The organism is Aeromonas sp. INTO2, assembly GCF_049860605.1.
GTDB lineage: Bacteria > Pseudomonadota > Gammaproteobacteria > Enterobacterales > Aeromonadaceae > Aeromonas > Aeromonas caviae.
Genome location: NZ_CP187588.1, coordinates 1,353,581 through 1,376,474, shown reverse-complemented (window position 1 = coordinate 1,376,474; position 22,894 = coordinate 1,353,581). Strand labels below are relative to the sequence as shown.

The following is a 22,894-nucleotide window of genomic DNA, read 5'->3' as shown; positions in this document are numbered from 1 at the left end:
GCAAGCCCCTCCCCTTGTTGAAATCGGGTTTATTGCTCCGAGACGGCAAAGCCCAGTCGGGCCAGTCTGTCGTCGGCGAAGGGCCCTTTCAGTTGCAGGGCGCCCAATTCGCGCCGCTCGGGGTAGCGCTTGCGCTGCTCATCGAAGCTGCCGGGCAGCCCGATCCGTTTGCGAAAACGGGCGTCGTCCCGGCGCACGTCATAAACAAGGTGGACAAGCTGCTTGATGAGCGCCTGATCCGCCGGCTGCCCCGGCGTCAGCTCGCGCACCTCGGGGGCAGGCAGCAGGGATTGCAGATCCTGGCGCGGGGTGCGCCCCAGTTGCCGGCACAGCGCCTCATAGAGCATCCAGGTGCCACGGGCCTTGCCTTCCAGGCTGTAACCGGCGATGTGCGGGGTCGCCAGCTCGGTATGGGGCACCAGTTCTTTGAGGGGCTCCGGCTCTCCTTCCCACACGTCCATCACCAGTCGCAGGGGATTGGATCCCTGCTGGCGGACAAGCAGGGCACGGTTGTCCCACACCTCGCCGCGGGAGGCGTTGATGAGGATCTGCCCGGCCGGACGCTCGGCGATCTCCTCGGCTCCCAGCAGGTGGAAGGTGGCCTCATCCCCTTCACGAAGATAGGGGACATGGAAGCTGACGATGTCGGCATCCAGGGCAGTGCGGTAATCCACGAAGTCGCCAGCGGCGCCGCTACGGGCCAGGGGCGGGTCGCAGCGCAGCACCTTCATCCCGAGCGCCTCGACCTTGCCGGCCACGCTCTCGCCGGTGTTGCCGGCGCCGATGACGGCGAGGCTCATCTCGCTCAAGGTCAGCTCATGGCGTTCCGCCAGAACCAGCAGGGCGGAGAGCACGTAGTCCCCCACCGACACCTTGTTGCAGCCGGGGGCGCTGAAGAAGGGGATGCCCCGCGCCGCCAGCAGCCCCTGATCGATGTGATCCGTGCCGATGGTGGCCGTGCCGACAAACCCCAGCCTGGGGCAACTCGCCAGGAGCGCTTCGTTGACCCGGGTCACGGAGCGCACCAGCAACACATCCGCCTCTTGCAGATCCGCGGCCTTTATTTCTCGTCCCGGCAGGGGAACCACTTCACCAAATTCCGCAAACAGCTCCACCGCATGGGGCATATTTTCATCAACAACGATCTTCATCGGCACGCATCTCGTCCACAAGGGCCACAGGCGCGCCATTCTAGCCCAAACGCGACGGATTTTCAGAGGCTTGTTGGCAGACCGTTCTGCGGCCATCTTTCCGCCTTCCGGCCTCAGGTGCGGGCACGATGCCCGGCAGCATCATATGTAACAGCCTGTTGCCCTCGCCCCCTTCGCCTTGACCAGAGCAACCTGACTGGCACAATGACGTCTCTTTTTAGCCGCTCGCGCCACCGAACCGGACCCCTTGATGCCGACTCACTCCTCTTCGTTGCCACGCCGCAAGGTGCTTCATTTCAATGCCCTCCTGCTCCTCCCCCTGCTGCTGCTCGTCTGCCTGCCCTGGCAGCCGTTCATGACCCAGGCCCTGCAATCGGGCTGGCTATGGTGGCCCTACGCCCTCACCCGCATGGTGGACTTGCCGGGGCTGGTCTTCACCATCGCCGCCCTGCTGCTGCTCACAAGACACAAGCTGACGCTGGACGGTCGCGCCCTGCTGGCGCTGGCTGGCGCCCTCTTTGCCGTACTGGCGAGCGACTGGGTCATCAAGAGCCTCATCAAGCTGCTGACCGAGGAGCCCAGGCCCTACCTCATCTGGCTGGAGAGCCAGGAGCTGATCCCCGCCATCCGCCAGTTCTATGGGGGAAGCCAGGCCCTTCGCAGTGAACAGGTCCACGCCGCGACCCAGTTGCTGGCGCTGCCCGCCTGGCTCGGCCAGCACTGGCAGGCAGAGGTCAACTACGCCTTTCCCTCCGGTCACAGCATCGCCGCCATGAGCCTCGCCCAGTTCTTCGGCCTGATCTGGCTGGCCCGGGCACCCGCCGGGGCCTGGCTGCTGCCACTCTGGGCCATCGGGATTGGCCTCTCGCGCACCCTTATCGGCATGCACTGGCCCCTGGATGTGCTGGCAAGCGCCCTGCTTGGCAGCCTCACCGCCCTCCTGGCCGCCCGCTGGTGGTTGCGCCACTACTGACGTCCAATAAAAAACGGGCACCTGGGTGCCCGTTTTTATCGCTTGTACGCCACTCACCCCTTCTGCTGCCAGCCCTCGGGATACTTGTAGCCGACGAAGCGCTTGGCGGCATAAGCCTTGAATTCAGGGGAGTTGTAGGCGGCCGCCACATCCTTGGCGAACGGCTTGCCCGCATCGGCGCTCTTGACCACCACCCAGTTGATGAAGTCATAGCTGCGCTCGAGGAAGAGGCCGGAGCTGAACGGGATCCCGCTTGAGGCGGCAAAGTTGCCGTTGATGACGGAGAAGTCCACATCCTCACGGGAGCGCGGCAGCTGCGCCGCCTCCAGCAGCACCAGCTTGAGGTTGTGGGGGTTCTTCACCACGTCGAACTCGCTCGCCTTGAGGGGATTGATCCCCTCCTTGAGGCTCAGCCAGCCCAGATCCTGCAACATCAGCAGCGCCCGCGCCTGGTTGGTGGGGTCGTTCGGGATGGCGACCGTGCTTCCCTCTTTCACCGCCTTCAGATCCCCCAGCTTGCCGGCGTAGAGCCCCATGGGGCCGGTCGGCACCTGGGTGATGGGCGCCAGAGAGAGACCCCGGTCTTTGGCGAAGCTCTCCAGATAGGGCTTGTGCTGGAAGCAGTTGACGTCAAGCGACCCGTCCGCCAGGGCGATGTTGGGGGTCACGTAATCGGTGAACTCCACCAGTTTGACCTTGTAGCCCTTGGCTTCGAGCTGCGGCTTGATAGAGTCGGTCACCATGTCGGCAAAGTCGCCAACCGTGGTGCCGATGACGATCTCCTTCTTCGCCTCATCGATGGCAAAGGCGGACAGCGGCAGGCTGCTGGCGAGCAACGCCAGGGCGGAAAGGGTGAAGAAGGAACGACGTTGCATAAAAACTCCCTGTCAACATGATCATCAAAACGGTGAGCGGTCGGGGGCGCGAACATGCAGTCAGCGCACAACCATCTAGCCATCCAAACGGCTAACTGAGCATACCATAACAGAGCTCGTAGCCTTCGCCAAGCAACAAAACCGGGCAAGCTTGGCCAGCACGAAGCAAAGCGCATCCCGCAACTGGATGAAAAATCTTTGACAGAGCGCGCAGTTATGCGCCTTGCCCTCTCCCTGCCTGGCGTCAAACTGACTTATTGTGGTCATTCGATACCCATTTCAACGGGTTTCCATAAGGTCCTGATGGGCTGCTCTACACCCAGGCAACACAAGGAGTCACCGTGTTCGATCATGTAGAAATCAAGGTGGTGCGTTTTGACTCCTGTCAGCACTTCTACGCCACCGTGCTGGCTCCTCTTTTGATAGAACTCAAATGGTCTGATGAGACGGCGGCCGGTTTTGGCCTGATGGGCCGCGATCACGTGGGCTTTCTGATTGAGCGGGGGCAGCAGGGCGCCTCCTGCCATCTCGCATTCAGGGCCGACGACGCGACACAGGTGGATGCGTTCCATCACGCGGGGATCAAGGCAGGTTTTGCCTGCAATGGGTTGCCGGGACTGCGTCCCCACTATGCCCCCAATTACTACACCGCCTTCCTGCGCGATCCCGATGGCAACAACATCGAGGCGATGACCTACCTTGAATGCCCAGACACGGCAAGCGAGTGAAGCAGCGCCACTCAGTCAGCCAACGAAAGCCTTCAGGCGAGGCTGTCCGCCACAAACAAGGAGACATTCATGCTTGAGCAAAACACCACCGGCCTGCTGGTGGTCGATATCCAGGGCAGGCTCGCCCGCCTGGTCGAGGAGAGCGACGCCCTGATTGCCAATACCGCCAGGCTGGTGCAAGGGGCCAGGGTGCTGGGGCTGCCGGTTGTCTGGCTGGAGCAGAACCCGGACAAGCTCGGTGCCACCGTGCCCGAATTGCAGTCGCTGCAGGCAGGCGATCTTGTGCTGCCCAAATACAGCTTCGGCGCCCTGGGGGAGCCGACGGTGGCGACCGCGTTGGCCGAAAGCGGGGTCGAGCATTGGCTGGTATGTGGCATCGAGACCCATATCTGCGTCTACCAGAGCGTGCTGGGGCTTCTCGCCAGCGGTGCCCGGGTCTCGCTGGTGGTGGATGCGGTGTCGTCCCGCTCCGCCGCCAACCGGGATCTCGCCATCGGCCAGCTTGCGGCCAGGGGAGCTGCGCTGACGTCGGTGGAGATGTGTCTTTACGCGCTGATGAGGGATTGCCGCCATCCGGCATTTCGCCAGATCCTCTCCCTGGTGAAATGACCGCCATGATGGACAACATGGCGCCCTTTCTGTTCGCCCTCATCGCCTTCGGGGCGGCACTCATGGTGACGGTGACGGGGATGGCGGCCACCCGTCACTATCTTGCCTGGCTCTGGCTGGGGATCATGCTCTTCTTCGGGCTGTGGTGGACGCTGCTGGGGATGCCGCCGCTCCTTGCCGAACCAGCCCCTCTCTGACCATGCCGCCCGGACGGCTCAGCCCCCCAGACGCTCCTGCAGATAGTCGTATCCTCCCCCCTCCCTTGGCACGAAGCTCAGCCTGTGGGTCAGACCGGGGGGCGCATCATCGGCATGATGGGAAACGAACAACAGCTGGGTTCCCTCGCCCACGAGGCGCGCCACCATCTCCCGTACCAGGTGACGGTTGAGGGGATCCAGTCCCTGCAGGGGTTCGTCCAGGATGAGCAGCGGCGGATGTTTGACCAGGGCACGGGCGATCAGCACCAGTCGCTGCTGACCGAAAGAGAGAGAGTGGAAAGGCTGCGCCCCCTGATCGGCCAGCCCCAGCAGGGCCAGCCACTGGTTGGCCAGCGCCAGCTGACGATCCCCCGGCCGGGTATAAAGCCCGATGGAGTCGTAGAAACCGGAGAGGATCACTGTCTGCACCGGGCAGCTGACACGATAGTCCAGATGCAGCGCCGGGCTCACGAGCCCGATATGGCGCTTGATCTCCCAGATGCTCTCGCCGCTGCCCCGCCGCCGTCCGAACAGATGGAGCTCATTGTTGTAACCTTGCGGGTGATCTCCGGTGATGAGGGAGAGCAGGGTCGACTTGCCAGCGCCGTTTGGTCCCACCAGTTGCCAGTGCTCCCCCTCGTCAATGGTCCAGTCGAGCCCGTCGATGATCACCTGATCTCCGTAAGCGATACGCATGGCTTTCATGACGACCCGAGGGCCGGGAGGCAAGGGCTCGGGTGTCGTCAGCGGTGGCGGCAAACGGGGGGACGTGGTTTCGGCGCGAGCCAGCTGGGCCACCTCCTGGCTGCCGAGCACCGCCTCGCGCTCCCCCGCCAGCAGCAGACGACACTCGCCGAGCAGGCCGAGGTGAGTGGCAAAGGGGGGGATCTCGTCAAAACGGTTGACGATCACCACCAGACGCAGCCCCTCTGACACCAGGTCGGCCAGCAACATCATCAAAGAAGCCCTGGCCCCCTGATCCAGGCCATCGAAGGGTTCGTCCAGCACCAGCAGCTCGGGTCGCCCCAGCAGGGCCCGGGCCAGCAGCAGCTTGCGCCCCTCCCCGCTCGAGAGGTAGCGATAGGGGCGCTCCCACAGGGATTCAATGCCAAAACGGGCCAGCAGCGCGCGTGCCTCATGCTCCTCGCCCCCCGCCTCCAGCATCAGGGTCGATACCCGATACCCCGCCTCCTCCTCTTCTCCCAGCATGTCGGTATTGCGCCGCTGCCAGTCCAGCTCCCCCAGCTGTTGCTGCGACTCGAACGAGAGTCGCTCGGCCCGGACTCGGCCCCATACCGCTCCGGCACGCACGGCCAGCTCGCCGCACAGGGCCGACGCCAGCGCCGTCTTGCCGCTGCCGTTGCTGCCGACGAAGGCCCAGCAGGCCTGCGGGGTGAGACAGAGTTCGGGAATAACCAGGGTGTGGTGGCCACGCAGGGCCAGGGTGGCGGATTGCCACTGCAATGAGGTCATGGGATCGTCCTGTGATGGGTGCGGAGCGCCTTGCTCTTTCCCCTTGTAACAGAAAAAGGGGGGCGCAGACAAAAACGGCGCCATTGCGGCGCCGTGTCATCAAAAAGCGGGGACGGGTTTAGCCGGCCTTGTGCTGCTCGGCCAGATAGAGCCAGGTGTCGACCACGGTATCGGGGTTGAGCGACACGGAATCGATCCCCTGCTCGACCAGCCAGGCGGCGAAGTCCGGGTGATCGGACGGCCCCTGGCCGCAGATCCCCACGTACTTGCCCGCCTTGCGGGCGGCGGCGATGGCCATGGCCAGCAGCGCCTTGACCGCTTCGTTGCGCTCGTCGAACAGGTGGGCGATGAGCCCGGAGTCCCGATCCAGCCCCAGGGTCAACTGGGTCATGTCATTGGAGCCGATGGAGAAGCCGTCGAAGTGCTCGAGGAACTTGTCCGCCAGCAGCGCATTGGAGGGCAGCTCGCACATCATGATGACTTTCAGGCCGCGCTCGCCACGGCGCAAGCCGTTCTCAGCCAGTATCTCCACCACCTGCTCCGCCTCACCCAGGGTACGCACGAAGGGGATCATCACCTCGACGTTGGTCAGCCCCATGACATCCCGCACCCGTTTCATCGCCTCGCACTCGAGGGCGAAGCAGGGGCGGAAGCTGTCGGCGATGTAGCGCGACGCGCCACGGAAACCGATCATGGGGTTCTCTTCATGGGGTTCGTAACCACGGCCCCCCACCAGGTTGGCGTACTCATTGGACTTGAAGTCCGACATCCGCACGATGACCCGCTCAGGCCAGAAGGCGGCCGCTAGGGTGGCGATCCCTTCCGTCAGCTTGGCCACGTAGAACTCCCGTGGGCTCTCGTAGCCCGCGATCATCCTGGTGATGGTGGCCTGGAGTTCCGGGGTCTGCTGATCGAACTCCAGCAGCGCCTTGGGGTGGACCCCGATCATGCGGTTGATGATGAACTCGAGGCGGGCCAGGCCCACGCCGGCATTCGGCAACTGGGCAAAATCGAAGGCGCGGTCCGGATTGCCGACGTTCATCATGATCTTGATGGGCAGGCGCGGCATGTTGCCCACCTCGGTCACCGCCACGTCGAAGTCGAGCTCGCCGTCATAAATGAAGCCGGTATCCCCTTCCGCACAGGAGACGGTGATGAGCTGACCATCCTGGATGTGGTCGGTGGCGTTGCCGCAACCCACCACTGCCGGAATGCCAAGCTCCCGGGCGATGATGGCGGCGTGACAGGTGCGTCCACCCCGGTTGGTGACGATGGCGGAAGCGCGCTTCATGATGGGCTCCCAGTCCGGGTCGGTCATGTCGGTGACCAGCACATCGCCGGGCTGCACTTCATCCATCTGGCTGATGGAGGAGATGACACGGGCCGGACCCGCGCCAATCTTGTGGCCGATGGCGCGCCCCTCGATCAGCACCTTGCCGGTTTGCTTGAGGGCAAAGCGCTCGAGGGTATTGGCTTCCTGGCGGCTACGCACGGTTTCCGGACGGGCCTGAACGATGTAGAGCTTGCCATCCTGACCATCCTTGGCCCACTCGATGTCCATCGGGCGACCGTAGTGCTGCTCAATGATGAGGGCCTGCTTTGCCAGGGCCATCACTTCCTCGTCCGTGATGCAGAAGCGGTTGCGCTCGGCATCGGTGGTGTCGACCACCTTCACCTGACGGCCATGACCGGCATCCCCGGAGTAGGTCATCTTGATGAGCTTGGAGCCCAGCGTCTTGCGCACCACAGCAGGGCGCCCGGCCTTGAGGGTCGGCTTGTGCACATAGAACTCGTCCGGGTTGACGGCCCCCTGCACCACCATCTCGCCCAGGCCCTGGGCGCCGGTGATGAAGACCACGTCGTTGAAGCCGGATTCGGTATCCAGGGTGAACATGACGCCGGAGGCGGCGAGATCCGAGCGAACCATGCGCTGTACCCCGGCGGAGAGAGCGACGCCCTTGTGGTCATAGCCCTGATGGACCCGGTAGGAGATGGCGCGATCGTTGAACAGCGAGGCAAACACATGCTTGATGGCAGTCATGACGGCATCGATACCGCGCACGTTGAGGAAGGTCTCCTGCTGACCGGCAAACGACGCATCCGGCATGTCTTCCGCAGTGGCAGAGGAGCGCACGGCAAAGGATGCCTCGAGCCCCGCACTCAGCTTGTCATAGGCCTCGCGCACCGCCTGCTCCAGAGCGGGCTGGAAGGGTGCTTCCACCACCCAGTCACGGATCTGCTGACCGGCCTTGTTGAGGGCGGCGATGTCATCCACATCCAGGCTGTCGAGCAGGTCGTGGATCTTGCCGTTGAGGCCGCTTAACTCCAGAAACTCGTTAAACGCAAAGGCGGTGGTCGCAAACCCGCCCGGCACGGACACGCCGACCCCCGAGAGGTTGCTGATCATCTCGCCAAGGGATGCATTCTTGCCGCCGACGCGTTCAACGTCCTGCATACCGAGCTGTTCGTACCAGAGTACGTACTGTTGCATTTGCATGTCTCCAGGTTGGGGGGCCAGGGTGACAATTCACCTGCTGTGCCAAGTCGTGTGTTTTTGTTAGTGTCTGTTGCCAACGACCATGAAAACGTTTTCTATTTATTGTCAAAAAAATCCCCGAGCAAGAGTTGGGGATGGTCGTTTGACACAGGCATTCTACAATAGCGACACAAAAAGGTAACGACTCAGGTTTGCAAGCGAGTTCACAACTTGGGCATGGCAGATCTGTTGACAAAAACGATATGGTTTCGAGAGATACTTATTTCTCGCCGCCCCCTGGAGCGCACCACAGGAGTCCGCAGTGCACACCGTATTCTATGTATCCGACGGCACCGCCATCACCGCCGAAGTCTTCGGCCACGCCGTGTTGAGCCAGTTCCCCCTGGCCTTCGAGCAGGTCACCATCCCCTTTGTCGAGACCCAGGAGAAAGCGCGCCAGGTACGGGCACGCATTGACGAGCAGTTTCGCCAGACCGGGGTGCGCCCCATCCTGTTTCACACCATCGTCGACCCCATGGTGCGTGAAGAGGTGCTCAAGGCCCAGGCCAGCAGCCACGATTTTCTCAACACCTTCGTGAGCCCTCTCGAACAGGAGCTCGGTATCAAGGCCGAACCCAGGTTGCATCGCACCCATGGCATGGAAAACCGCAAGCTGTACGACGATCGCATCGAAGCGGTCAACTTTGCGCTGGCCAACGACGATGGCATCACCACCAGGGAGTATGACGAGGCAGACATCATCCTCATCGGGGTCTCCCGTTGCGGCAAGACACCGACCAGCCTCTATCTGGCACTGCAATTTGGCATTCGCGCCGCCAACTATCCCTTTATCGAGCAGGACATGGGATCGCTGGAGCTGCCCGCCGCCCTCAAGGCCAATCGCCACAAATTGTTCGGCCTCACCATCATGCCGCAGCGGCTGCACGAGATCCGCAACCAGCGCCGCGCCAACAGCCGCTACTCCTCGCTTGATCAATGCAAACAGGAGCTGGCCAGCGTCGAGAGGCTGTTCCGCCAGGAGGCGATCCGCTTCCTCGATACCAGCTCCCACTCGGTCGAGGAGATCAGCGCCAAGATCCTGGAAGCGACCGGCCTTCGCCGCCAGCTCTGCTAACCTGCAAGGCTGCGACAGCACAACGCACCATGAGACAGAGGAGTGGCAAGATAACGAAACAGAGAAACAGGATGAAAAAATGATGCCAGCATCATCGCTGGCATCCCATCACTCGCGGGGCAAGCAGGCTCAGGGCTTGTTGAGTTCCTTGTTGTTCATCAACATGCCGTGAAAATTAATGAGTCCCCTGCCCTTGCGGACTCGCTCGCTCAGCCAGCAAGCTGGCACCAGCCCCATCCCGGCAGCAAGGATGAGCACCATGGCGATGTGGTTCACCAGGTAATCCGCTCCCAACCAGCCCCAGACAACAAGGCTGCTCATCGCCATCGTCAGCAACATGGGGGATAGCCAGATCCCGAGCCAGAGCACGACCATCACCAGGCCACCGACTATACGCTCCATCATATGAGTCCCTTTTTATCAAAGGGCAACAAGGCCATGAAAACCGGACTGAGTCAATAGATGGAAATCCATCAGAACACAAAACCAGCAACCACTCTCAAACCCCCTTTCCAGATCATGAAAAACCTGCATGTCGCACAAAATAGCAGCCGATGATGAGGAAAACAGGTGCATGAATGATCGATTATCACTATTCTGCTCGGGTTGGTAGCCGCTACAAAAAACAGCCAGCGGCAAACCGTAACGATATAAATACGGATTTCGTCACGTTTTCGGCACAAGATGCCGCGCCAGGCAGAGGACGTGCTGTGGCTGACGGGACGCGAGCCGAGTGATTTCAGCGACGTAAGGAAGGAAGCATGGATCTTCAACAACACGGCGACGAGCTCAAGCGCGGTCTGAAAAACCGCCATATCCAGCTTATCGCACTGGGCGGTGCCATCGGTACAGGCCTGTTCCTCGGCATTGCCGACACCATCAAGATGGCGGGCCCTGCGGTGCTGCTGGGCTATGCCATCGGCGGCTTCATCGCCTTCCTCATCATGCGCCAGCTGGGCGAGATGGTGGTGGAAGAGCCGGTTGCCGGCTCATTCAGCCATTTTGCCTACAAGTACTGGGGTGACTTCGCCGGCTTCGCCTCCGGCTGGAACTACTGGGTGCTCTATGTGCTGGTGAGCATGGCCGAGCTGACGGCAGTCGGTATCTATGTCCAGTACTGGTGGCCCGAGATCCCGACCTGGATGTCGGCGGCTTTCTTCTTCGTGCTGATCAACGCCATCAACCTCTCCAACGTCAAGGCGTTCGGCGAGATGGAGTTCTGGTTCGCCATCATCAAGGTGGTTGCCATTCTCGGCATGATCGGATTCGGCGGCTGGATGCTGTTCTCCGGCAGCGGCGGCCCCGAGGCCACGGTCAGCAACCTCTGGGCCCAGGGTGGCTTCTTCCCCAACGGCGTCGGCGGGCTGGTGATGGCAATGGCCTTCATCATGTTCTCCTTCGGCGGTCTGGAGCTGGTCGGCATCACGGCAGCGGAAGCGGACAATCCCGAGAAGAGCATCCCAAAGGCCACCAATCAGGTGATCTACCGCATCCTCATCTTCTACATCGGTGCCCTCACCGTACTGCTCTCCCTCTATCCCTGGGGCAAGGTAGTGGAAGGCGGCAGCCCGTTCGTGATGATCTTCCATGCGCTCGACAGCAACCTGGTAGCCAACGTACTTAACCTGGTGGTGCTGACCGCCGCGCTGTCGGTGTACAACAGCTGCGTCTACTGCAACAGCCGCATGCTGTTTGGCCTGGCCAAGCAGGGCAACGGCCCCAAGGCCCTGCTCAAGACCAGCAAGAGCGGCGTGCCCCTGACCGCCATCACCATCTCGGCCGCGGCCACCCTGCTGTGTGTGCTCATCAACTACCTGATCCCGGGCAAGGCCTTTGGTCTGCTGATGTCCCTGGTGGTCTCCGCCCTGGTCATCAACTGGGCCATGATCAGCCTGGCGCACCTCAAGTTCCGCAAGGTGAAGGCCGCAGAAGGGGTCACCACCAAGTTCAAGGCACTGTGGAGCCCGTTTGGCAACTACCTCTGCCTCGCCTTCATGGCCGCCATCCTGGTGATCATGTACATGAACGACGGCACCCGCATCTCGGTCGAGCTGATCCCGGCCTGGGTCCTGGTACTCGGTATCGGCTATCTGCTCAAACAGAAGAGCCAACGCAAGCTGGCGACCAACCTGGGCTAGGCATCGAGCCTCCTCCAACAAAAATGCCGGTCACTGACCGGCATTTTTTTATTCCATTCCCGTTTCACCTGACCCAGTTCGCGGCTCACTTGTCCTGCCAGCCCCTGCAATGACAAACCCGAGGGGTTGCCTCGGGTTTGAGTGATGGACAAAGGGGCTGTGTTATTCCAGCAGGAAGACGGCTTCTACATTGTCAGTGATGCTGATCTGCTGCTGTTGATAGCTGTTTTCCATCATGTCGGCGGCAGGGGCTGCCGCAGCCTTCATGGCACGGGTATAGACCGGCATGGGGGAACTGTTGCGGTATTCAACGCTATATACCTTGCCAAGCTTCATGCCGAAAGCCTTGGCCAGGGATTCCGCCTTGCTCGTGGCATCAGCAACAGCACCAAGCCGGGCCTGCTCCTTGATGACCTGTGGTGACTTCAGGCCGTACTCTATCTGGGTCACGGACTCCAGACCCGCCTTGAGGGCGGTGTCCATCAGCTGGCTCAACTTGTCGAGCTGGTAGAGTTTGACCGCCAGCTGACGCTGGGCACGGTAACCCACCATTTCGGGTTGCTTGTTCTGGGGGTACTGGTACTCGGGGGAGATCACCAGATTGCCAGCCTCCACGTCGCTGCGCTTGATGCCGAGGCTCTCCAGCTGGCCAAAGAAGGCTGCTACCTTGGTATCTACCTGCTGTTTGGCCTTGATGCCCTGCTTCTCCAGTGCCGTGACGGCGACATTGAGCGTCAGCATGTCTGGTTCAGCCTTCTGCTCCGCATAGCCACTGACGACCAGATGGGGGGCCTGAGGAACCTCGATGGCAAGCAACGGAGCACTGACAACCAGCGCGGACAGGGTAAGAAGGGGACGCCACATAAAAAACCTCCATCATTTAGATGGAGGTCATTATGCATGTCGTCGATTGGGATTCATATATCGTGTGTCGGCGGGATCTGGTCCAGCACCTGATTGGTCATGTCGATATTGATGCTGATCTCCCCTCCTCCTGAATTGCCATGGCTTGTCATCACGGGAGCAGGCGCCGGGCTGCCAAACAGCGATTCATCCTCAAAGTGGAACGAATCCCACGACAGAACATGACCTTGTGATAGCAGATTCGGCTCGGACGTCGTCACAACGGCCAACGCACCCCAGTCAAGCTCCTCACCGTGGCTTAGCAGCCCCTGCAAGGAGGTATCGCTCAGGCTCTGCAACGAATACTCCTGCTGCCCCCACTCATGGCCGACCAGCACCATCATGTGGGGCAGGGGGGCATCCTCTGCTGGCGTGAAGCTGATACGAGAGGCGGCAAAGTCCACATTGAGCAACCCCGCCACCTCACCATCTTCGCTCTCCAGCTCCAGACCGTTGAGCGTGTCACCCGTCATCGTGGCCTGATAGCCAAAGCGGCCGGTGCAGACGATATTGTCCTGCCCGTTCCAGCTATAGCGAATGCCGTCGATGTCGACCCAGTTGAATGACTGCATGGTGACCCTCTCCTGATACTGCAGCTATCTTATCTGCCCACTCCATCAAATAACAGGGGCCGGGCACACCCGGCCCCCATAACCTGCTTACGGATCGACCTTGAGGTTGCCCTGATCCAGCAGATCCTGAATGATCTGCAGATTGGATTTGCCAGCCGTCAGATCCACGTTGTCAAAGAGGATGGTATGAGTCGTGGTGCCACTTCCCGCGCCATCCAGATCAATGGTCAGAGTCGACTTGCCACTGCCCGGACCAGGAGCAAAGGTAAGATAGTGATCCAGTGTGCTCGCATCGGCATGCTCACCACTGAGCAGTTCACTCAGGTCCAGGACATCTCCATTGGCCCCCGTGGTGAAGTCTTTGATGGTATCCGTGCCTCCTGCATCACCTGCCATCCATTTGAAGGTATCCTTGCCAGCCCCACCAGTCAGGGTATCACTGCCGGTACCCCCAATCAGCAGGTCGTCACCACCACCACCACTCAAGATGTCGTTACCTGCCAGTCCGCTCAGGACGTTGGCATTGCCATCGCCGGTCAGGCTGTCGTTGAACATGGACCCTACCAGGTTTTCCATGTTGCTCAGGCTGTCTGTCCCTGCCCCTCCGGTATTCTGATTGGCGCCATTGACTGTGACCGTGACCCCAGCAGAGCTGTCGAAGTAACTGGCCGTATCATTGCCGTTGCCGCCATTCAAGGTGTCGTTGCCGAGCCCCCCAAGCAGGATGTCGTTCCCGGCATTGCCGTTGAGCGTATCGTTTCCAGATCCCCCAATAAGGATCTCGTCGAGATAGCTCCCGGTAAGTGTCGAACCGCTCTGCACATCCACATACACCTTGGCCGTATCTGTGGTCGTGCTATTGGTGTAGTTGAACGAACCCTCGTAAGAGTTGGGAGTCGCATTGCCGGAGGTATCATCAAATGTTACCGAGCCTGCATTGTCTGTGACGGTCCCTCCAACGGCTCCCGAGACGCCCGTGATCATCTGGGTCGCAGCCAGAGGCCCGGTGTCATTGGCAAGCAGGGCCCAATCCGGAATGGTCGCAGGGTCCTGGTTGGTGATGATAAAGTCATCACGAACCACGGTAGGACCGACCGCCGGGTTGATAACGATGGACAAGGTGCTGGACGCAGTATCCCCATCGTTGTCTATCACACTGTAACCCACGACCTGGTTTATCCCCCCGACCGGAATGGATGACGGCGGAGTATAGGTGTAGGCGCCGTTGTCCATGTCCACCTTGAGGATGCCGCCTGCAAGTGTAATGGTCCATTCGTTGGTCGTTGTATTGAAGGTCCCGGCTGATGTCCCTCCCGAGACGCCGGCGGAGTCCGTCTTCTGGTTGTAGGTATAAGTCACCCCTCCCACGGTAATGGCATTGAGCCAGCCACCATCGGCCCCGGCACTCGCCGCTACACCGTTGATAAGTTGTCCTGCCAGGGGCGGGGCTACCACGGTGCTCAAAAGGGTCGCGGTCAGTTGGCTGAAGTCAGTCACCACCACTGCGGTGGTATTCGCCGGGCTGGCACCACTGACCCCGTTGTAGGCAATGGGATCCAGTGCAGACTGGGTCGCTCCCGAGCCCATCCCGAGCGCGTACGAATTGATGTTGTTCGCCGTCAGGAAATTGGCCCAGTCCTTGGTTTCACCGCTCAGTGTCGTGCCGTCACCATCGATCCCGTTCCCACCGCCAAGCGAGTTGTTGCCATCAGGAACTGTGGCGGGGGTACCGCTCAACGAGCTGGCATTTGGCAGACCATCCGACATGAAGTAAGAGACATTTTGCGCATTAGCGAGTTTACCTGTATCGCCAAAGGCTTTGATTGCCTCGTTCAACGCATCATCGTAGTTGGTCGAGTCAGTGGGGGTAAGGCCAAGGATGATCGCCTTGGCTACATCGATCGAGACCCACACCCCGGTCGGATTGGCGGCTGAAGTGGAGAAGGTCACGATATTGACCATGACGCTGCCGTAGGCGCTGTATTTGTCCAGCAGCTCCAACGCGGACTTCTGCATCACCTGCATCCGAGTCATACCTTGATAGCCCGATGGGTCACCCATACTGCCGGAGATATCGAGGATCAACATCAGATTCGTGTTCTGCACCTGAGTCGCCTGGCCTGCATTGGTAACAGCATTGGCAATGGGGGCATCATCGCTGATCACAACCTGCAGGTTACCCGTGCCACTGTCGCCACTGGCATCCGTAGCCGACACGACGAAACTCGGACCATTCGCTGTATCACTGTTGCCTTGAACGTTGTGAGTCAGCACATTGTCTTTGAGCGTGTAGGTATAGTTCACCGTGTAGACACCGGCTGTGGGGCCGCTGACACCGGTTACCGTCAGCATTCCTTCCGTATTGTTGATCAAGGTCTGACTGCCGCCACTGGTCAAATTGTAAGCCTGCCCACCGATGGTCAAGGTAGTCAGATTTTCACCTTGGGTGTTGATGGTGAAGCTGCCATTGAATATCTCCGAATTACCACTGGCAGCCGTCCCCTCAGGCAGTCCCTCCTCATCAACCGTCGCATTGCCGATGGTCAATACAGGGACACGGGTATCCTGAGCAATATTGATGGTAAGAGTTGCCGGATCCGTATCACCATCGCCATCTTTGAGCGTGTAGGTAAATACCTCCGAGGCCCCCACGGGAACCGATGCCGCCGTGAGCGTATAACTGTATTCGCCATCCAGCCCCATGGTCAGCGTCCCATACAGCCCGGTCACGGTGAATCCACCGGCAGGATTACTGTCTGAATTGCCGTTCGAGCTCACGACCTGGCTGATTGCCGCACCATCAGCCCCCATGACGTCCACCCCGGTACCGGCTGTGCCGCCGATGGTACCCGCCCCGGTAATGACATTCCCCGTCACCGGAGTGAACACACCTTCAGTCGCACTGTCACCATCATCGTTGGCCGTCGGCACGTCATCGACAATCTGCACGCTCAGGGTGTTCGAGGCCGAGTCCCCGTCGCTGTCCACCAGGCTCACCGCGAAGTCTTCGAACAGGCTGTTGTTGCCGTTCGCCGTCGGGTGCGCCTCGTTGTCGTTCAGGGTGTAGCTGTAGCTCACCAGCCCCGTCGCCGGGTTGTACCCGGTGATGGTCAGGGTATTGCCCAGCGGCGTGGTCACCCCGCTCAGCGGGAAGCCCGCCACCACCCCGTTCACCACGATGTTGATGCCACCCACGCTCAGGGTCTTCACCCCGTCCGGCGCGCTGATGGTGAAGTCCCCCGTCACCGTGGTCGACTCCTTGCTGCTGTCCGACCCCGCCGACTCATTCTCGCCGCGGGTCGCCAGCAGGTCGTCTTCGTACACCTTCACATCCCCGCCCTCGCCCTTGGGCGTCAGGTTAGTGATGGTCACCCCGTCATCGTCGTTCTTGATGGTCAGGGTCAGGGTCGCCGTGCTCACGTCTCCGTCCGCATCCGTCAGGGTGTAGGTGAACACTTCACTGCCCACCCCGCCCCCGGTCAGCGCCTTGAAGTCACCGTCGTTCGGGTTGAGGGTGTAGATGTAGGTGCCGTTGGCATTGAGCACCAGGCTGCCGTAGGTCCCGCTCAGGGTGCCCGCAGTCACCGCCGCGCCATCCGCCCCCTGCACGTCGTTGGTGATGACGTTGCCATTGAGGACCAGGTTGTTCTCGCTCGCCACCGTCAGGTTGACGTCGCTCACCGCCGTCGGTACGTCATCGACAATCTGTACGCTCAGGGTGTTCGAGGCCGAGTCCCCGTCGCTGTCCACCAGGCTCACCGCGAAGTCTTCGAACAGGCTGTTGTTGCCGTTCGCCGTCGGGTGCGCCTCGTTGTCGTTCAGGGTGTAGCTGTAGCTCACCAGCCCCGTCGCCGGGTTGTACCCGGTGATGGTCAGGGTGTTGCCCAGCGGCGTGGTCACCCCGCTCAGCGGGAAGCCCGCCACCACCCCGTTCACCACGATGTTGATGCCACCCACGCTCAGGGTCTTCACCCCGTCCGGCGCGCTGATGGTGAAGTCCCCCGTCACCGTGGTCGACTCCTTGCTGCTGTCCGACCCCGCCGACTCATTCGCGCCGCGGGTCGCCAGCAGGTCGTCCTCGTACACCTTCGCATCCCCGCCCTCGCCCTTGGGCGTCAGGTTGGTGATGGTCACCCCGTCATCGTCGTTCTTGATGGTCAGGGTCAGGGTCGCCGTGCTCACGTCTCCGTCCGCATCCGTCAGGGTGTAGGTGAACACTTCACTGCCCACCCCGCCCCCGGTCAGCGCCTTGAAGTCACCGTCGTTCGGGTTGAGGGTGTAGATGTAGGTGCCGTTGGCATTGAGCACCAGGCTGCCGTAGGTCCCGCTCAGGGTGCCCGCAGTCACCGCCGCGCCATCCGCCCCCTGCACGTCGTTGGTGATGACGTTGCCATTGAGGACCAGGTTGTTCTCGCTCGCCACCGTCAGGTTGACGTCGCTCACCGCCGTCGGTACGTCATCGACAATCTGTACGCTCAGGGTGTTCGAGGCCGAGTCCCCGTCGCTGTCCACCAGGCTCACCGCGAAGTCTTCGAACAGGCTGTTGTTGCCGTTCGCCGTCGGGTGCGCCTCGTTGTCGTTCAGGGTGTAGCTGTAGCTCACCAGCCCCGTCGCCGGGTTGTACCCGGTGATGGTCAGGGTGTTGCCCAGCGGCGTGGTCACCCCGCTCAGCGGGAAGCCCGCCACCACCCCGTTCACCACGATGTTGATGCCACCCACGCTCAGGGTCTTCACCCCGTCCGGCGCGCTGATGGTGAAGTCCCCCGTCACCGTGGTCGACTCCTTGCTGCTGTCCGACCCCGCCGACTCATTCGCGCCGCGGGTCGCCAGCAGGTCGTCCTCGTACACCTTCGCATCCCCGCCCTCGCCCTTGGGCGTCAGGTTGGTGATGGTCACCCCGTCATCGTCGTTCTTGATGGTCAGGGTCAGGGTCGCCGTGCTCACGTCTCCGTCCGCATCCGTCAGGGTGTAGGTGAACACTTCACTGCCCACCCCGCCCCCGGTCAGCGCCTTGAAGTCACCGTCGTTCGGGTTGAGGGTGTAGATGTAGGTGCCGTTGGCATTGAGCACCAGGCTGCCGTAGGTCCCGCTCAGGGTGCCCGCAGTCACCGCCGCGCCATCCGCCCCCTGCACGTCGTTGGTGATGACGTTGCCATTGAGGACCAGGTTGTTCTCGCTCGCCACCGTCAGGTTGACGTCGCTCACCGCCGTCGGTACGTCATCGACAATCTGTACGCTCAGGGTGTTCGAGGCCGAGTCCCCGTCGCTGTCCACCAGGCTCACCGCGAAGTCTTCGAACAGGCTGTTGTTGCCGTTCGCCGTCGGGTGCGCCTCGTTGTCGTTCAGGGTGTAGCTGTAGCTCACCAGCCCCGTCGCCGGGTTGTACCCGGTGATGGTCAGGGTGTTGCCCAGCGGCGTGGTCACCCCGCTCAGCGGGAAGCCCGCCACCACCCCGTTCACCACGATGTTGATGCCACCCACGCTCAGGGTCTTCACCCCGTCCGGCGCGCTGATGGTGAAGTCCCCCGTCACCGTGGTCGACTCCTTGCTGCTGTCCGACCCCGCCGACTCATTCGCGCCGCGGGTCGCCAGCAGGTCGTCCTCGTACACCTTCGCATCCCCGCCCTCGCCCTTGGGCGTCAGGTTGGTGATGGTCACCCCGTCATCGTCGTTCTTGATGGTCAGGGTCAGGGTCGCCGTGCTCACGTCTCCGTCCGCATCCGTCAGGGTGTAGGTGAACACTTCACTGCCCACCCCGCCCCCGGTCAGCGCCTTGAAGTCACCGTCGTTCGGGTTGAGGGTGTAGATGTAGGTGCCGTTGGCATTGAGCACCAGGCTGCCGTAGGTCCCGCTCAGGGTGCCCGCAGTCACCGCCGCGCCATCCGCCCCCTGCACGTCGTTGGTGATGACGTTGCCATTGAGGACCAGGTTGTTCTCGCTCGCCACCGTCAGGTTGACGTCGCTCACCGCCGTCGGTACGTCATCGACAATCTGTACGCTCAGGGTGTTCGAGGCCGAGTCCCCGTCGCTGTCCACCAGGCTCACCGCGAAGTCTTCGAACAGGCTGTTGTTGCCGTTCGCCGTCGGGTGCGCCTCGTTGTCGTTCAGGGTGTAGCTGTAGCTCACCAGCCCCGTCGCCGGGTTGTACCCGGTGATGGTCAGGGTGTTGCCCAGCGGCGTGGTCACCCCGCTCAGCGGGAAGCCCGCCACCACCCCGTTCACCACGATGTTGATGCCACCCACGCTCAGGGTCTTCACCCCGTCCGGCGCGCTGATGGTGAAGTCCCCCGTCACCGTGGTCGACTCCTTGCTGCTGTCCGACCCCGCCGACTCATTCGCGCCGCGGGTCGCCAGCAGGTCGTCCTCGTACACCTTCGCATCCCCGCCCTCGCCCTTGGGCGTCAGGTTGGTGATGGTCACCCCGTCATCGTCGTTCTTGATGGTCAGGGTCAGGGTCGCCGTGCTCACGTCTCCGTCCGCATCCGTCAGGGTGTAGGTGAACACTTCACTGCCCACCCCGCCCCCGGTCAGCGCCTTGAAGTCACCGTCGTTCGGGTTGAGGGTGTAGATGTAGGTGCCGTTGGCATTGAGCACCAGGCTGCCGTAGGTCCCGCTCAGGGTGCCCGCAGTCACCGCCGCGCCATCCGCCCCCTGCACGTCGTTGGTGATGACGTTGCCATTGAGGACCAGGTTGTTCTCGCTCGCCACCGTCAGGTTGACGTCGCTCACCGCCGTCGGTACGTCATCGACAATCTGTACGCTCAGGGTGTTCGAGGCCGAGTCCCCGTCGCTGTCCACCAGGCTCACCGCGAAGTCTTCGAACAGGCTGTTGTTGCCGTTCGCCGTCGGGTGCGCCTCGTTGTCGTTCAGGGTGTAGCTGTAGCTCACCAGCCCCGTCGCCGGGTTGTACCCGGTGATGGTCAGGGTGTTGCCCAGCGGCGTGGTCACCCCGCTCAGCGGGAAGCCCGCCACCACCCCGTTCACCACGATGTTGATGCCACCCACGCTCAGGGTCTTCACCCCGTCCGGCGCGCTGATGGTGAAGTCCCCCGTCACCGTGGTCGACTCCTTGCTGCTGTCCGACCCCGCCGACTCATTCGCGCCGCGGGTCGCCAGCAGGTCGTCCTCGTACACCTTCGCATCCCCGCCCTCGCCCTTGGGCGTCAGGTTGGTGATGGTCACCCCGTCATCGTCGTTCTTGATGGTCAGGGTCAGGGTCGCCGTGCTCACGTCTCCGTCCGCATCCGTCAGGGTGTAGGTGAACACTTCACTGCCCACCCCGCCCCCGGTCAGCGCCTTGAAGTCACCGTCGTTCGGGTTGAGGGTGTAGATGTAGGTGCCGTTGGCATTGAGCACCAGGCTGCCGTAGGTCCCGCTCAGGGTGCCCGCAGTCACCGCCGCGCCATCCGCCCCCTGCACGTCGTTGGTGATGACGTTGCCATTGAGGACCAGGTTGTTCTCGCTCGCCACCGTCAGGTTGACGTCGCTCACCGCCGTCGGTACGTCATCGACAATCTGTACGCTCAGGGTGTTCGAGGCCGAGTCCCCGTCGCTGTCCACCAGGCTCACCGCGAAGTCTTCGAACAGGCTGTTGTTGCCGTTCGCCGTCGGGTGCGCCTCGTTGTCGTTCAGGGTGTAGCTGTAGCTCACCAGCCCCGTCGCCGGGTTGTACCCGGTGATGGTCAGGGTGTTGCCCAGCGGCGTGGTCACCCCGCTCAGCGGGAAGCCCGCCACCACCCCGTTCACCACGATGTTGATGCCACCCACGCTCAGGGTCTTCACCCCGTCCGGCGCGCTGATGGTGAAGTCCCCCGTCACCGTGGTCGACTCCTTGCTGCTGTCCGACCCCGCCGACTCATTCGCGCCGCGGGTCGCCAGCAGGTCGTCCTCGTACACCTTCGCATCCCCGCCCTCGCCCTTGGGCGTCAGGTTGGTGATGGTCACCCCGTCATCGTCGTTCTTGATGGTCAGGGTCAGGGTCGCCGTGCTCACGTCTCCGTCCGCATCCGTCAGGGTGTAGGTGAACACTTCACTGCCCACCCCGCCCCCGGTCAGCGCCTTGAAGTCACCGTCGTTCGGGTTGAGGGTGTAGATGTAGGTGCCGTTGGCATTGAGCACCAGGCTGCCGTAGGTCCCGCTCAGGGTGCCCGCGGTCACCGCCGCGCCATCCGCCCCCTGCACGTCGTTGGTGATGACGTTGCCATTGAGGACCAGGTTGTTCTCGCTCGCCACCGTCAGGTTGACGTCGCTCACCGCCGTCGGCACGTCGTCCAGCACCACGACATCCAGCCCTGCACTGGTCGTGTCGCCATCGAGGTCCGTCAACACAACGTTGAAGCTCTCCGTCAGAGCCCCATCATTTGCAGGTTTGTTATGTGTTTCGTTATCGTTCAGGGTGTAGCTGTAGGTCACGCTGCCAACCCCTGTCACCGGGTTGTAGCTGACGCCGGTCACCAGCAGTTGATTTCCCAAAGGACTGGGGATCCCCTGGGGGAAGGTGGTCAAGACCTGGCCATTGCTGATCAGCGTCACACCTCCCAGCGTCAGGCTTTGTACTCCATCTGCCGCATTGAATGTAAAGGTACTGCTCTTGGTCAAGGCTGCGCCATCGGAGGCTGAGCCATCCGGCAATGCGGCTTCATCAAGGACAAGCTCACCACCCTCGACCTGCAATCCATTCAGCGAGACAGGCTCATCTACAGGGGTGATGGTGATGGTCAGAGTGGAGTCGTTGGTATCATCCCCATCCGTTACGGTGTAATTGACCGCAGGTACAGGGCCTGTGTAGTTCAGCGCAGGGGTAAAGGTATAGGAGCCGTCGGCATTGATGATCAGCGTACCAATCCCATCCAGCGTGCTCTCAACGCCGGCAGCAATTCCCTGATTGCTACCCCAGCTATAGGAAATGACAGACGTATCAAGGGGACCATCCGGATTGTTGCTGTTGTCGAGCACATTGCCACTGATGGCCTGATCTTCCTGGGTAACAGCAGACTCATCCTGATCATCGAGCTGATTCTCGGGCAGAAGATCGTCTTCCTGCAGCACATTCTGATCGATCAACGTGTCATAGCCGGTATCGAATCCGGCCTCAGCTATGGTCGCATCTCCGATGCGATCTATGACAACAAAACCACCATTGCCACTGGCCCCAGCGACCCCGCCGATACCGCCACCACCACCGGCGGCAGGTGCCCCACCGGCAGCAGAGGCTTCGAAGTTCTTGGTCGGGTCAACCCCTTGCAGGATGGATTGTTGCAACGCCGCAATTTCTGGCGACACTTCAGGCGAGCCTTGCTGATGATTGGCAACCGATGAGGAAGATTGCCCCTCTGGAGGCATCTCTGTCCCTGCCGGGACACCATTGTCCGCTGCAGGTTTGTCATCGTAGGGCGCCAGCATCAATTTGGCATCATCAGCGATATTGAGTCTGGCGCCAGGCTGCAGGATCTCGCCAGGCTGGAGAGGGCGACTGCTGCCATCGGCAAGCAGGATCTGAACGTTGCCTTCTACGGAAGAGACGACCACGGTTTTGTCGATGATTTGGGTGCGCATATCCATTGCTCCAGGGTGACAGATCTTGATGCCTACACTCTAGATACGCCCCCGTCCTGCTTCCGTTGCAAAAATGTACAGGGTTGAGTCTCTTTGACTTCATCCGATG

General features: G+C 61.5%; 14 protein-coding genes. 6 read left to right on the top strand and 8 right to left on the bottom strand.

From position 1 onward, the window contains the following. Window positions 1-29: 29 nt before the first annotated feature. The gene (locus ACPW74_RS06535; protein ID WP_279981472.1) at window positions 30-1,151 is read right to left on the bottom strand and encodes a 4-phosphoerythronate dehydrogenase; all 1,122 of its coding nucleotides are present in this window, start codon (window positions 1,149-1,151) and stop codon (window positions 30-32) included. Window positions 1,152-1,401: 250 nt separating this feature from the next. Between ACPW74_RS06535 and ACPW74_RS06530 the strand changes: the two genes are divergently transcribed. Next, window positions 1,402-2,124, top strand: coding sequence for a phosphatase PAP2 family protein (locus tag ACPW74_RS06530; protein WP_029314731.1), 723 nt, complete (start codon window positions 1,402-1,404; stop codon window positions 2,122-2,124). Between the two features lie 53 nt (window positions 2,125-2,177). Here ACPW74_RS06530 and ACPW74_RS06525 read toward each other — a convergent pair whose 3' ends face one another. Then, window positions 2,178-2,999, bottom strand: a complete 822-nt coding sequence (locus ACPW74_RS06525) for a MetQ/NlpA family ABC transporter substrate-binding protein (protein WP_041214971.1) — start codon at window positions 2,997-2,999, stop codon at window positions 2,178-2,180. 341 nt (window positions 3,000-3,340) lie between these two features. Between ACPW74_RS06525 and ACPW74_RS06520 the strand changes: the two genes are divergently transcribed. The 3 genes from ACPW74_RS06520 (at window position 3,341) to ACPW74_RS06510 (ending at window position 4,533) form a co-directional block, all read left to right on the top strand. After that, complete coding sequence (locus ACPW74_RS06520; RefSeq protein WP_279981473.1) at window positions 3,341-3,727, top strand: VOC family protein; 387 nt, start codon at window positions 3,341-3,343, stop codon at window positions 3,725-3,727. Between the two features lie 69 nt (window positions 3,728-3,796). Continuing rightward, window positions 3,797-4,336: an isochorismatase family protein gene (locus ACPW74_RS06515; RefSeq protein WP_279981474.1), complete on the top strand. Its 540-nt coding sequence runs from the start codon at window positions 3,797-3,799 to the stop codon at window positions 4,334-4,336. Between the two features lie 17 nt (window positions 4,337-4,353). After that, entirely contained in the window at window positions 4,354-4,533 is a 180-nt protein-coding gene (locus ACPW74_RS06510; protein ID WP_223918067.1) for a hypothetical protein, read from the top strand. Window positions 4,534-4,551: 18 nt separating this feature from the next. On the opposite strand, the gene modF is transcribed toward ACPW74_RS06510, so the two are convergent. Together modF and ppsA are read right to left on the bottom strand one after the other, a co-directional pair. Further along, window positions 4,552-6,006: a molybdate ABC transporter ATP-binding protein ModF gene (gene modF, locus ACPW74_RS06505; protein ID WP_202041625.1), complete on the bottom strand. Its 1,455-nt coding sequence runs from the start codon at window positions 6,004-6,006 to the stop codon at window positions 4,552-4,554. 118 nt (window positions 6,007-6,124) lie between these two features. After that, the gene (gene ppsA, locus ACPW74_RS06500; protein ID WP_201935029.1) at window positions 6,125-8,497 is read right to left on the bottom strand and encodes a phosphoenolpyruvate synthase; all 2,373 of its coding nucleotides are present in this window, start codon (window positions 8,495-8,497) and stop codon (window positions 6,125-6,127) included. Window positions 8,498-8,804: 307 nt separating this feature from the next. On the opposite strand from ppsA, the gene ppsR reads away from it, so the two are divergent. Beyond that, the gene (ppsR, locus tag ACPW74_RS06495) at window positions 8,805-9,617 is read left to right on the top strand and encodes a posphoenolpyruvate synthetase regulatory kinase/phosphorylase PpsR (RefSeq protein WP_010675153.1); all 813 of its coding nucleotides are present in this window, start codon (window positions 8,805-8,807) and stop codon (window positions 9,615-9,617) included. A 129-nt stretch (window positions 9,618-9,746) separates the two neighbouring features. Here ppsR and ACPW74_RS06490 read toward each other — a convergent pair whose 3' ends face one another. After that, complete coding sequence (locus ACPW74_RS06490) at window positions 9,747-10,022, bottom strand: hypothetical protein (RefSeq protein ID WP_081000923.1); 276 nt, start codon at window positions 10,020-10,022, stop codon at window positions 9,747-9,749. Window positions 10,023-10,378: 356 nt separating this feature from the next. Here ACPW74_RS06490 and ACPW74_RS06485 point away from each other — a divergent pair, with 356 nt between their 5' ends. After that, the gene (locus ACPW74_RS06485) at window positions 10,379-11,755 is read left to right on the top strand and encodes an amino acid permease (RefSeq protein ID WP_201890125.1); all 1,377 of its coding nucleotides are present in this window, start codon (window positions 10,379-10,381) and stop codon (window positions 11,753-11,755) included. A gap of 162 nt (window positions 11,756-11,917) precedes the next feature. On the opposite strand, the gene ACPW74_RS06480 is transcribed toward ACPW74_RS06485, so the two are convergent. The 3 genes from ACPW74_RS06480 to ACPW74_RS06470 all read right to left on the bottom strand — a co-directional run bounded on the left by ACPW74_RS06480 (window position 11,918) and on the right by ACPW74_RS06470 (window position 22,785). Further along, entirely contained in the window at window positions 11,918-12,619 is a 702-nt protein-coding gene (locus tag ACPW74_RS06480; protein WP_010675156.1) for an SIMPL domain-containing protein, read from the bottom strand. 53 nt (window positions 12,620-12,672) lie between these two features. Then, window positions 12,673-13,230 carry a hypothetical protein gene (locus ACPW74_RS06475; RefSeq protein ID WP_279981475.1) on the bottom strand — a complete coding sequence of 186 codons (558 nt, stop codon included), beginning with the start codon at window positions 13,228-13,230 and terminating at the stop codon, window positions 12,673-12,675. A gap of 87 nt (window positions 13,231-13,317) precedes the next feature. Continuing rightward, a complete protein-coding gene (locus ACPW74_RS06470) occupies window positions 13,318-22,785 on the bottom strand; it encodes a retention module-containing protein (RefSeq protein WP_425858749.1) in 9,468 nt (3,155 codons plus the stop codon). Window positions 22,786-22,894 lie beyond the last annotated feature (109 nt).